Genomic DNA, 13,158 nt, shown 5'->3' on the forward strand with positions numbered 1-13,158 from the left:
GGATGAATATCCACATTCCCACAATGGTTGAGAATAATTAACTGCACGCTTAAATTTTTATACTTTAGCAGATTCGCTTTATAAACCTTGTTACCTATAGCATCCAAATCTACGAATTATTATTGGGTATTATCAATTACACGGGTCGGCATAAACCTTTATATTGCAATTGTTTTAATCGACAACCTATTTTTATTGCCAGACGCGAAAAAAAACAAAAAAATCGCGCTGTAACTAATCCTTTTAACCTAAATCGGCAGAAACAACCGAACTACAACTAATTCATCAGACATAGTAGAAAATACTTCTATATGAGTATGACCTAGTTGCCAAAATATCGGAGAAAAATGTTAATATCAACTTTAAAGCTAAACACCACTCTACGAGTAGATGTGTTGAAAAAATATCAAGGCTAATACTAAGTTTTTACAAATTTTTTCTTTTCTAAAAAGGAAAAAATGGTGTAAGAATATACTATTAGTTGTTTTTAGTTAGTTAATATTTTCATTTTAATTATTCATTCGTCATCTGCTACTTTATCCATCTTAAGAATGGCATCGCAGTATCCAATCAGGGTTGTTAAACGTTCTGTTAGAGCATCTATTCTTTCTTTGATAGTAGAAGCTTGTCGCGCTCCTTGAAAAAACATTATATCTATTTGTAATAGCCGTAACTGCTTGCTCATTTCAGTCTGATAGGACTGCTCTGTAGGATATTGAGTAGTCAAAGGTACAATATCGGCACGAAAGAAGCTTTGCAAAGATGCCAGCCGTTGGCGCAGTTCGGCAGCATTGGTTAGATTAGAAGAGATATCAGCTTGCAATTGGCGCAACAAGGTCTTAAATGCTCGATATTTCTGCTTATTAAGAGACATAGCAATGTTTATTGAGATAGTATTAATGTCAAGAATTTTATCTCATACAATAATCTAATCTTTTAAAATTAATTTTTCCATAGCCAACTGCCTCAAATTTGATATTGAGGCTTTATTCGCCATTACTCTTTTTCAACAATTATGATGCGGAACAATTATTCCATTAGAAAAACATTGCTAGCGGAGAAAAATTCTTCTAAATTAGCAAAATTACCCCGTTCTTTAAAAGCAGCATCGCAAAAACAGCAATGTCGTTTGCGTCGTCCATCTTCTTTAGATATTAGCCCCGTTCTCTCAAATATGAACCCTACAGTTGTAGATTCGCAGATTAATATTCCTCTTCCGGAATGGTTGGAAGATTGTTTAAATTCAAAAGTAGATCGTAGCGATCCTCAAGCTGCGGATAAAGATTTAATTAGTCGTGCATTTAGATTTGCTTACCATCTTCATGAAGGACAGATGCGTAAATCTGGAGAACCATATATTTGTCATCCTGTGGCTGTTGCCGGAATTCTCAGGGATTTAGGAGGCAGCTCTGTTATGATAGCAGCTGGGTTTTTACATGATGTAGTTGAAGATACAGAAATTACAATTGAAGAAATTGAAGAACGGTTTGGTGAAGAGGTAAGACGCTTAGTTGAAGGGGTTACAAAGCTTTCTAAAATCAATTTTAAAAGTAAAACCGAAAGTCAAGCAGAAAACTTTCGCCGCATGTTTCTAGCTATGGCGCAGGATATTCGCGTCATTGTTGTAAAATTGGCAGACCGCTTGCATAATATGCGGACGTTAGAAGCCATGCCGGAACACAAACGCCGCGCTAAAGCTTTGGAAACTCGGGAAATTTTTGCTCCCTTAGCGAATCGTTTGGGTATTTGGCATGTCAAATGGGAATTAGAAGATTTAGCGTTTAAGTATCTTGAAACCGATTCTTATCGGCAAATACAGCAGCTAGTCGCCGATAAACGAGCGGCGAGAGAAGAAAGATTGACCAACGTCACCGAAACATTACGTTCTCGTTTGAAGAAAGCCGGAATTGAATGCGTTGATTTATCAGGTCGTCCCAAGCATCTTTATAGCATTTATCAAAAGATGCAGCGCCAAAATAAAGAATTTCACGAAATTTTCGATTTAGCAGCCCTAAGAATTATCGTTAAAACCAACGAAGAATGCTATCGCGCTTTAGCATTAGTCCACGATTCTTTTCGTCCAATTCCTGGCAGATTTAAAGACTATATTGGGTTGCCAAAACCAAACCGTTACCAATCATTGCATACAGGTGTAATTGGACCTTGGGGTCGTCCGATGGAAGTACAAATCCGCACTTTAGAAATGCACCGTATCGCTGAGTACGGCATCGCAGCCCACTGGATCTATAAGGAAAGTGGTGGTTCTAGCAATACTCAATTGACCGCAGCAGATGAGAAATTTACCTGGTTGCGACAATTGCTAGAATGGCAAAACGACCTCAAGGACGCTCAAGAATATTTAGAAAGCATTAAAGATAATTTATTTGAAGACGATATTTATGTTTTTACACCAAAAGGCGATTTAGTTGCATTAAGCCCGAATTCGACCACAGTGGATTTCGCCTATCGCATTCATACAGAAGTAGGCAACCATTGTGCCGGAGCCAAAGTGAATGGAAGGATGGTTCCACTTTCTACAAAGTTAGACAATGGCGATATTGTAGACATCATCACTCAGAAAAACAGTCATCCAAGTTTAGATTGGTTAAATTTTTCTGCTACTTCAGCAGCCAAAAATCGCATCAAGCAATGGTATAAACGTTCGCGTAGAGAAGAAAATATTGCCCGTGGTAAGGAATTATTAGAAAAAGAGTTAGGTAAATCTGGCTTTGAAAACGTTTTAAAATCCGAGCCGATGCAAACCGTAGCAGACAAATGTAACTATCATACCGTTGAAGACTTGCTTGCTGCTTTAGGTTACGGTGAAGTCACTTTGAACTTAGTGTTAAATAGATGGCGAGAAATAGTTAAAGAACAACAGCCTGTAGTCACAGACTTAGATGAAATTCTTTCTAATTTACCTACTTCCGCATCAAAAGCACTACGGGAAACAACTACCACACATCGTAATAGCGATTCTCCAATAGTTGGGGTGGAAGGGTTAATGTACTATATTGCAGGTTGCTGTACTCCCATTCCAGGAGAACCAATTATCGGTATAGTTACCAGGGGTAGGGGAATTTCTATCCATCGCCAGGGATGTCAGAACCTGAAAAATACGGGTTGCGAGCGATTAGTTCCCGTTAGTTGGAACAACAGCGAGGAAAGTAAGCGTCATTCCCAGAGTTATAGCGTTAATGTCCAGATTGAAGCTTTAGATCGCGTTGGAGTTTTCAAAGATATTCTGTCACGCTTGAGCGACCAAGGAATCAACGTATCTCATGCAAATGTTAAAACCGCTATCAATCAACCAGCATTAATAGATTTAGGAATAGAAGTATCGGATAGAAAACAATTAGAACACGTTTTTACTCAAATCAAAAAAATGAGCGATATTCTGAATATTCGTCGTCAAGGGCAAGTTGAAGATTAAGCTTATTGTCTCTATCTTGATAAGAAAAAAGGATTTTAGATTCTGCATCCAAAATAATTTGTTGTAAAGACGGTTTACTTAAAAGCAACCGTCTTATTCCTATATGAATTAACAAAAATGCTGTAATCAAAACTTATTGACGATTTACAAGTCTTGTATAAAATAGAGCATAAATACATTATGTTAGGAGCATTTAATGAGTCGTTATAGCTTATTAATTAAAAGTCTTGCCAGTATTATTGTCGCTACACTTACTGTTTCATGTAACGCTCAAGTAGATAGAACAAGACAGCAGTCTCAAGTTAATGCACAGCAAACTCCACAGCCGAATCTTGTTTACGGCGATATGATTATTAAGAAAGAATCGGATTATTTAATGATTCCAGTTAGTATATTTCCTGATGCAAACCAGGGAGAGAAAAGCTGGACAAATTTATCTAGCAGTTCTTATTCTCGTTCTTATAAAGACAGAAAAAATGTATATAATTTAATATTTTATTCTAAAAAAGACGCTTCGATTAATACTTTGCTAGATAAGAAAGCTATTATTAAGTCATTTGATTTAATTGAAAAAAAAACAATTGGGCAACCACGCAAGAGATTTTGGCTGTATAGAATTATTGAACAAGATACAAATAAAGATAATAAGTTAAATTATCAAGATGCAACTATTGGATACTTATCCGACTTATCAGGAAGAAACTTACAGCAAATTACCCCAAACAACACTCAGCTAAATGGTTGGAATGTAGTACAAAGTACTGGAGCAATATTCCTTGAGATAACCAAAGATACAAACAATGATCAAAGGTTTGATACTAAAAGTTATATGCGAGTAAATTTAGATAACCCCGGTATTGGCAAAGAAATTATTAGCAGTGACTTAGAAAATCAAATAAAATCATATATCGTTGAGTAGCAAAAAGTTACCAATTACTCGTTGACAGATACAGCTTTTTCTCGACTGCGAAGTGCTAAAAAACCAGCAGCAGTAATAAATATAGCCCCAACAAATGAATTAGCATCCCATAATTCGTTCCAAAACAACCAACCAACTAAAGCACCAAATACAACTGAAGAATAAGAAAAAACTCCCACTTGCGAAGCCGGTGCCGATGCATAGCCGCGAGTAGTTAACAATTGAACTAAAGTACTGCAAATACCCACACTTATTAACAGCAACCATTCATTAGTTGTGGGAGTCTTCCAAGCCCAAGTTAAAGGTACAACTGAAACTAAGCTCGCAATTATTGCAAAATACAACACAGTACGTACAGCCGGTTCTGTCGCCGATAATTTACGTATAGTTACCATCGAAACCGAAGCAAAAGCACTGCTAAATAAACCAACTAACATTACCCAATTGAAATCCGTACCAGGTTTTAATATTAGGAATACACCGCAAAAACCAACGGCGATCGCCAAACGAGCTATAACTGAAATACTCTCTTTTAACCAGCTAAAAGCAACCAAAGGAATAAATATCGGAATAGTCGCTTTCAGCAGCATTGCATTCGCTAATTCAAGATTACCTAGCACGAAAAACAAAGAATACATAGCAGTAACACCACAGATTCCTCGCACTAAATGCAAATGCAATTTTTGTGTTTGTATAATAGCCGTACCTTCACGAGCAAATATCGGCATTAAACTTAATAAACCAAACACATTTCTGAAACAAACAATCATTTCGTTTGGTAAACCATCGGATGCTAACTTAATAATTGCTCCATTTATAGTTAACATCAATTCCGCTGCAATAATAAATATCGCCCCACGGACAATACTTTGTTTATAACCCATGAAATAATTAATAAAGGTTAAAGAAAGGTCAAAGGTCAAAGGTCAAAGGTTAAAGGTCAAAGGTCAAAGGTTAAAGGTTAATTTCCAATGCCCTATGCCCTATGCCCAATTCCTAAAACCCAATCTCGCAATAAGGGATTAAGCTGGTTGGGAACTTCATCGTGAGGACAATGACCCGCTCGCAGATAGTATTCTGTTAATTGGGGATAATATTGACGATACTTCTGGGAACGTTCTCTGGCACTCATCCAAGGATCTGCTTCTCCCCATAATAACAACAGCGGACAAGATAGCTGCTGCAAAAGTACGTCTACTTTCTCTCCTTGGGGAGTACTAAAAACAGAGCAAAATACATCAAAAGCACCCTTATCGCTAGAAGGACGACGAATTTCTTCTATTAATTGGTCTGTAATTGCACTTTTATCTAAATATACTTTTTCAAGAGTTTGGCGAATTACCCAAGGTTGGCGAATATATTGAAATAAAATAAATTGAAATAAAGGTAGTTTAAAAATAGATTTTGCAAAATCGCCTAATAAGTTTTGCAGCTTTTGATTAAAGTCCGGTTCTATTTCGGTTTGTAATGCTTCCGGTTCCGCTGTTGGTTGCTCTTTACTAAAGGGACCAGCACTATTAAGCAATACCAAACCCGCAGCAGAATCTGGACGTTGCGCTGCTACACACAAACTTGCATAACCACCGAGGGAATTACCCGCCAATACAGCTTTTTCACCAATCACTTCGGTAATAAAATCATGTAATTGGTCGCGCCACAAATCACCACCGTACTGCAACTTGGGCTTTTCCGAACGTCCAAACCCTAATAAATCGATAGCGTATACCTCAAAATCTTGCTGAAGTTCGGCAATATTTTTGCGCCAGTGGTCGGTGGAAGCTCCGAAACCATGTACTAATAGTAACGGCGGACGTTGAGAATGCTTCTCTCCGGCTTTGACATAGTAAACATTATGTCCGCGCCATTGCCAATATTTACCGGGAATTGGAGTTGTAGAGGAAATTGTAGCTGCCTGCATTTTTTAAGATTTGTTAAGCATGTTCTCATTATTGTAAAGCAGATAGCAGAAATTTTTCTCCTTCCGATGGAAGAAGCATTTTCGGTAATCAATTACCAATTCCCAATAACCAATTACCAATTACCAATTCTCTATTTAAAATAATCTCCCGATTTACCACCACTCTTACTAACTAAATGTATTGATTCAATTTGAATCGATTTTTCTATGGCTTTCGCCATATCATATAAAGTTAATGCAGCAATAGAAACTGCTGTTAGAGCTTCCATTTCTACCCCGGTTTCAGCTTTAGTTTTTACTGTTGCTTGAATCTCGTAACCCGGTAGCTCGGGTAGAGGGATTATGTAAACTTGAATTTTCTGTAACGGTAAAGGATGGCATAAGGGAATTAAATTTGCTGTTTGTTTTGCAGCCATAATTCCAGCTAGCCTCGCTGTTGCTAATACGTCACCTTTCGGAGCGTTTCCCGATTCAATTGCGGCAAAAGTTTCTGGTTTCATCCGCACTTTACCAGCAGCTACAGCTTGTCTGATGCTAGAATCTTTCGCTGATACATCTACCATCTGGGCTTCTCCACGATTATCCAAATGAGTTAAACCCTTTTGAGCAGACGAACGCAAGGAATTTTGAAATTTTTCTTGTGTCATTTGGCTGACATATGCTAATATTATTGAGTTGCAAGGGCGTGTAGCTCAGTGGACTAGAGCACGTGGCTACGGACCACGGTGTCAGGGGTTCAAATCCCTTCTCGCCCGTTTTTTTAATATTTGGAATATAAGAGTGAAGAGTTAGAATTTAACTTTTCGCTCTTATCTTTTTAACTATACGTTACTGCGAGCATTTCGACTCTACTTATGTAGTGTGTACTTTGTAAAGACTCTCGTTCCAAGTCTCTGGCTGGAATGCCTTCTCAAGAGGCTCTGCCTCTTATATTGAAAGGAGGCAGAGCCTCCAATACTGTATTCCTTGCCGGAGACAAGGAACAAGTAATATTAAGTCTAAAGAAACCCGGTTTCTAGTCATGAAAGCATCTCAACGTCTTTGCTAAATTACAAAGAAACCGGGTTTCTCTCACTGGTGCAATAAAGTTAAATTCAAAAAACTTTTGCTAAAAGAGCGCAGAATTAAATTCTCTGGCGAATTAAGAACAACATTATAAAGATATTCTGAAGTTGATTGGAAATTAACTCAAAAAAATTGAAGTAATAGCAATCGCTGGCACTTAGCTAATAGCTAATGGGTGGTGCATTTTTGTGTGAAATCAGTTTTCAACACGTCTAAAAATCGCTAAATGCATAAGCCAGAATCATTCAAACGTATAGTTAACAAGTGAAACTCAATTTCAGTATTACCAGTCTTCTGAATTAATCACCAGAAACTGTGTAATACAATTTGCAATATATTAGTAATACAACATTCCTCATTTAGGAGGAGAGGTAACATGCCCTCAAAGCAGATGGCAGAAACTAACGAACACCTATTGATTGACTCGAAATATCGACAGATAGTCGAACAAATTGCCCGCAAGCATACTAGAAATAGCTCGATGTCTTGGGAAGATGCGGCGCAAACGGCTCATGTAAAGGTTTTTCGGATGGTAAAGGCGGGTAAATTTCAATCTCAGAAAACGAATAATTTTTACTGTTGGGCGGCTACTGTAGCACGTAATTCAGTGATTGATTTTGTGCGTAAGGAGAGTTTGCGTAACTGCCCAAGTTTAGATAGAACAATTGCAGGAACTGATGTTTCGTTGTTAGATACTGTTGCGGATAAGTTCAATTTGTTGGATGCGGTAGAGCGTGCTGATGTTGTAGTAGTAGCCAAAGAAGCAATTAAAAAACTTGTAATATTGTATCCGGAGCGAGGATATCTCAAGCTTTGGCAAGGATTAGTGGAAGGTAAAAAGCAGACTGAGTTAGCGTTAGATTTGAAGATAACTCAAAGTGAAGTTTCCCGTCGTCGCAAAGAACTTTTAGGGCGTGTTGCTCAAGAGTTAGGGTTATTACAGCCTGGAGCTATCAAGCAAGAGCAAAATAAAAATCGTCAATCGAAAGCGAGTAGAAAACGTTCTCAAGAGCAGTGGTAGCGGCGAGCATTTATTTTGCAATTTTATTATGATTAATCAAAAAAATAGAAAAACTGCACATAGAATCATCATCTCTTTCGTTAAAAGTAATAGACACCTCCATAACTACTAAATTATTGACGAGAAGCAATGCTAATTCGTCTAGGAATATAAACCTATGGGTAGAAATATCAGTAACTCAACATCTTATACGGGACAAAAAATTATCCAGCGAATGCCGCAACCTGGAGAAATCTGGGAAGTAAATCGCTCGATACATTCTCCTGTAGAATTTTCTCAAGAGCAGCAATATCAACTTTACTCGGATGCAGCAAGACAGTTTATGAGAGGAATTTATCCTCCTATGAATGTGATGATTGTCACTAAGGAAGACAGCGGTGTTTTTTCTCAAGAATGGCAATTAATCACGGTAATGATGCTGTCTGGAGAAACTCAATTTCTGAGCGATGTTGATTTACTGATTCCCTCAGATATTTCTGGTTTAGAAAAAGATGTGCTAGCTCAAACTTGGTTAGTAGAAGAAATGTTTGCTTGCAATTTAGTTAAACCAGTGGGTAAGCGCTTATCGCGGAATATTTATGATTTATTGCTAAGTGTGGGAGATTTTGATCGTCAAATAGTTGCTCAACCACCGGAAAAATCGGAAATCGAACTTGCTGGTTTAAAAATAGGAACGAAAAAAGCGATAGAAGATTTGCGAATAATGGATTTTCATCGACATAAATTAGCCTGTAGCGATGTATTAAGCATTCCCGTTGCAGCTTACCGCACTTATTTAGACAGTTTGAATTTTACAGAAGCGGTATTAGAAGAAGCTTTAGAAGTTGATAAAGACTTGTTAGTTGACGCGAAAAAAAAAGAAAGCAAAGTTAATGTTCTTAGTCAATGGCTGCAAAATACATTTGATGCTCAGTGGCAGTTACTTTGGCAAACTCCATCTTTAGCGATTGCAACTAGAAGTAAGTTTGATTCAAAACCGGATGGGGATGAAATTGCAGCATTAATAAAACAAGTATTTTCTCCAGATGAGCATTATAGAAGAAAAGCTGCGAAAAAGTTGGGAGAAATAGCTTTAGGAAATGCCGATGGGATTGAAGCTTTAGTTAATTTAATACGCACCACCCAAAACGATGAAACTTTATGGGTAGCGGTAGAAAGTTTATGGAAAATAAATCCCGGAAACCCAGCAGCAGGTGTGAGAAAAGTCAAGCTGCTTGATTTGGGAATGCAGCTAGCTGGTGAAGCGGTGGCTTTAGCAGTAGCTTTGGTACCCAAAGCTGATGGAAAAATAGGTGTTTTGCTACAGGCTTACTCTACAGATACTGAAACTGACGATAGCGATAATTCTAAACCGTTACTATATTTACCTCCTGGATTAAAGTTAATATTGCTTTCCGAAACGGGAGAAACTTTACGGGAAGTTACAGCTAGAAATGCTGATATTTATGTTCAGCTTAAATTCAGCGGTGAAAAGAGCGAACAATTTAGCGTCAGGGTGGCTTTAAATGAAGCAAGTATTACAGAAGATTTTGAAATTTAATAATTAGACATTGGGCATTGGATTATAAATTCCACACTATTCCTGATGCAATTTTCTCACGTATGAATGTAGGGTGTGTTGTCGCTCCGCGCAACGCACCATGATAATTTATACGTAAACCCAAATTTAGGCTCTCAATTTCTATCGAAATCTCTTTAAAATCAATCAGTAATTGTTACCTCGCTCCCATTTATATAGAAATAATTCTCTTTTAATTTTTCTCTTTCTCTTCCTCTGCGGTTTTTATCATCAAATACTACCTGATGAAATATTGATTGATGAACTATATAAACGGTAAAAATTAATCATTGTGAATTGACTCCATGTCTTTAAATTTTTCTCATAAAAATCTCCGGGGTTATTCTTTCAAAAATCAAGACTTAACAAAAGCGGATTTTTCGTATTCAGATATTCGCGGTGCTAATTTCACGAATGCTATTTTAAAAGATGCCAATTTTCACCATGCTGTTGCTGGAGTGCAAAATTTTAGAGTCATTTGTTTAATGGCTTTTTCATTTTTTATGGCTGCGCTTTGCGGATATGCATCTGGTTTAACGGGAATTATTGCTTCACAATATCTTGCTTCTGTTTACGGTGGAAGTACAAGTATTGTTAGCGGTGTTAGTGGGATAACTAATCATGTGGTTGGAGTTACTGCTGTGATTATCTTTTCACTACTAGGACTTTTCTTTATTGGGACTATTTATAGAGGCTTTTCAGCAGATGTATGGTTTATTTTAGCTGGCTCTGAAGCTGTAATTATCGTAATTATTGGGTTAGTTTCAATTATTATTTGGGGTTATCCTGGTTTAAAAGCTGCGGTTTTAGGAGCTTGGGGTGCCGCTGGAGCGGGACTTTGGTCTTTAATTGGAGTTATTACTATTGCTTTAGCAGTATTTTGGTCTGCCCAAGAACCTTTTTTTGGCAAAATATTAAAAGTAGCGGCTTGGGTTTTAGGTTTATTAACTGCAATATTTATTTTTAGTGCTGTATTTCAAGTTTCAGATGTTGCTTTACCTCTAACTTTGTTTTTGGCTACAGTGGTTACTTGTGTGGGAATATATTCTGGTTTCAAAGCTTTAGGTGAAGATAAAAAATATGCTTTGATTCGTACTGTAGGAATTAATATTTCTACTATTGGTGGAACAAGTTTCCGCAGTACAGATTTGACGAATGCCGATTTATCTCATGCAATTCTCAAAAATACTGACTTTACAAATGCTAATTTGACTCGTACTAATTTTCATTTAGCAAAAAAGCTCGATCTATCCAGAGTAAAAAATACTATTTTAATTAATTCAGAAGTGAGAAATTTAGTTGTTACCAAACAAGGTGCAAATAAATCCTACAAAGGCTTCAATCTTCAAGGTGCAAATCTTGAAAATGCTAATCTCAACGATATTAACTTAACCGAAGCCGATATCAGCGAAGCCACTTTAAAAAATGCTGTACTAGAAAGAGCTAATTTAACAAAAACTCAAGCTTTAAAATCTAACTTTCAACAAGCTAATTTAACTGCTGCTTGTTTAGAAGGATGGAATATTGACAGCACTACACAACTAGAAAACACAATTTGCGAATATATCTTTTTGCTTAACAATCAACGCGAACGTCGTCCGAGTAGCGGAGATTTTGCACCTGGTGAATTTGCAAAGTTATTTCAAGTAGTACTAAATACTGTTGATCTAATTTTTCGTAATGGCTTGGATTTACAGGGTTTATCTGCTGCTTTAACAAAAGTTAGGAATGCAAACCAAGGTACCAATATTGCGATTCAAAGTATTGAAAATAAAGGTGATGGTGTTGTTGTCGTGCGGGTAGAAGTCCCCGAAGATACCGATAAACAAAAAATTCATGCCGAATTTACTCAAGGTTATCAAGTCGCATTGCAAGCTTTAGAAGCAAAATATCAAGCCGAATTGCAAAGTAAGGACGAGCAAATTGCACTTTATCGCCAGCATCAAGCAGATTTAAGAAATTTAATGCAGATAGCTGCTCCCAGGCACAAGCAGCAACAAGAAAAATTGGTAATTCTCAATTTGCATCAAGGTGATTTACAAAATGGCTTTTCGGTAACGTTGCGAATTGCCAAACAAGGAAATCATCCTTATTTTGAATCTAAAGGTAAATTACCACCGGCGATAGAGTTAAAAGAATATTATCAAAAATGGCGAATAGCTTACCGGCAAAGTTTAGGAATTAATTCTCGGTTAGATATTCCCGATACTCAAATTACTAATATCAGTCAGTGCGATTATTTTCATGAATGCTCTGTAAGTGCTGAAAAGTTACAGCAAAATATCAATTCATGGCTCAATTCTGATATATTTAGACCTATAAAAGAACAACTTTTAGAACAGTTAAACCCCAGCGACGCAGTTAGGTTTATTCTGCAAACCGAAGATAAACAAGTACGAAAATTGCCTTTACAACTGTGGGATTTTTTTGATCGGTATCTTAAGGTAGAAATGGCTTTAAGCAGTGCGAGCTATAAAAGTTCGGAGAAATTATTAGCTCCAGGTAAAGTCAGAATTCTAGCAATTTTGGGTAACAGCAGCGGAATTAATATTGATAAAGATCGAGAATTATTAGAAAATTTACCAAATGCAGAAGTTGTCTTTTTAGTAGAGCCTCAAAGACAGCAGCTAAACGATGAACTTTGGGCACAATCTTGGAATATTTTATTTTTTGCGGGACATAGTTCTACTGTATCTGTTGAAAATACAAAAGCGGATAACCCCAGAAACATTGAGCAGAAAGAGGAAAGAGAAGAAGGACGAATTTGTATTAATCAAACGGACACTTTAACTATTGCCGAGTTGAAATATGCTCTTACAAAAGCGATTGAGCGAGGTTTATTTTTGGCAATCTTTAACTCCTGCGATGGTTTAGGGTTAGCTGCGGATTTAGCAGATTTACAGCTTCCGCAAATGATAGTTATGCGCGAGCCGGTTCCCGATAAAGTAGCGCAGGAGTTTCTTAAAAACTTCTTGCAAGAATATTCTCAAGGAAAAACCTTGTATCAATCGGTACGTGGAGGTAGAGAAAAATTGCAAGGTTTAGAGAATGAATTTCCCTGCGCTACTTGGTTACCGGTTATCTGTCAAAATCCCGCAGAAATTCCACCTTTGTGGTAGTTAATCAAGTTCGGATAGTTATAATACAAGATAATATAAGGCTCGTAGTTGCGCTTCAGCACCTCTTTTATGAAGTACTGAAGCACAACTACGAACATATGTACTTCACCACATTAAATTTGAGG

9 protein-coding genes and 1 tRNA gene are annotated in these 13,158 nt (G+C 37.1%); 6 read left to right on the forward strand and 4 right to left on the reverse strand.

Annotation, left to right across the window (positions count from 1 at the left end):
- Positions 1-517: 517 nt before the first annotated feature.
- Positions 518-874: a heterocyst frequency control protein PatD gene (patD, locus tag RIV7116_RS17610; protein WP_015119658.1), complete on the reverse strand. Its 357-nt coding sequence runs from the start codon at positions 872-874 to the stop codon at positions 518-520.
- 300 nt (positions 875-1,174) lie between these two features.
- Between patD and RIV7116_RS17615 the strand changes: the two genes are divergently transcribed.
- Positions 1,175-3,433, forward strand: a complete 2,259-nt coding sequence (locus RIV7116_RS17615) for a bifunctional (p)ppGpp synthetase/guanosine-3',5'-bis(diphosphate) 3'-pyrophosphohydrolase (protein ID WP_044291987.1) — start codon at positions 1,175-1,177, stop codon at positions 3,431-3,433.
- Between the two features lie 196 nt (positions 3,434-3,629).
- Positions 3,630-4,352, forward strand: a complete 723-nt coding sequence (locus RIV7116_RS17620) for a hypothetical protein (protein ID WP_015119660.1) — start codon at positions 3,630-3,632, stop codon at positions 4,350-4,352.
- A 14-nt stretch (positions 4,353-4,366) separates the two neighbouring features.
- Here the strand turns inward: RIV7116_RS17620 and RIV7116_RS17625 are convergent, their stop codons facing one another.
- The 3 genes from RIV7116_RS17625 to moaC form a co-directional block, all read right to left on the reverse strand.
- Positions 4,367-5,236 (reverse strand): DMT family transporter, encoded by an 870-nt coding sequence (locus tag RIV7116_RS17625; protein WP_015119661.1) that lies wholly within the window; start codon positions 5,234-5,236, stop codon positions 4,367-4,369.
- A 92-nt stretch (positions 5,237-5,328) separates the two neighbouring features.
- Positions 5,329-6,270, reverse strand: coding sequence for an alpha/beta fold hydrolase (locus tag RIV7116_RS17630; RefSeq protein WP_015119662.1), 942 nt, complete (start codon positions 6,268-6,270; stop codon positions 5,329-5,331).
- 131 nt (positions 6,271-6,401) lie between these two features.
- Positions 6,402-6,917: a cyclic pyranopterin monophosphate synthase MoaC gene (gene moaC, locus RIV7116_RS17635; protein ID WP_015119663.1), complete on the reverse strand. Its 516-nt coding sequence runs from the start codon at positions 6,915-6,917 to the stop codon at positions 6,402-6,404.
- A 34-nt stretch (positions 6,918-6,951) separates the two neighbouring features.
- On the opposite strand from moaC, the gene RIV7116_RS17640 reads away from it, so the two are divergent.
- The 4 genes from RIV7116_RS17640 to RIV7116_RS17660 all read left to right on the forward strand — a co-directional run bounded on the left by RIV7116_RS17640 (position 6,952) and on the right by RIV7116_RS17660 (position 13,033).
- Positions 6,952-7,025, forward strand: a tRNA-Arg gene (locus tag RIV7116_RS17640).
- Between the two features lie 686 nt (positions 7,026-7,711).
- Positions 7,712-8,356 (forward strand): sigma-70 family RNA polymerase sigma factor, encoded by a 645-nt coding sequence (locus RIV7116_RS17645; RefSeq protein WP_015119664.1) that lies wholly within the window; start codon positions 7,712-7,714, stop codon positions 8,354-8,356.
- A gap of 157 nt (positions 8,357-8,513) precedes the next feature.
- Complete coding sequence (locus tag RIV7116_RS33990; RefSeq protein ID WP_015119665.1) at positions 8,514-9,896, forward strand: DUF1822 family protein; 1,383 nt, start codon at positions 8,514-8,516, stop codon at positions 9,894-9,896.
- Positions 9,897-10,219: 323 nt separating this feature from the next.
- On the forward strand, positions 10,220-13,033 hold the full coding sequence (locus RIV7116_RS17660; RefSeq protein ID WP_015119666.1) for a pentapeptide repeat-containing protein: 2,814 nt from the start codon (positions 10,220-10,222) through the stop codon (positions 13,031-13,033).
- The last annotated feature ends 125 nt before the right edge of the window (positions 13,034-13,158 follow it).

Origin of the sequence: Rivularia sp. PCC 7116, from assembly GCF_000316665.1 — a bacterium.
Lineage (GTDB): Bacteria > Cyanobacteriota > Cyanobacteriia > Cyanobacteriales > Nostocaceae > Rivularia.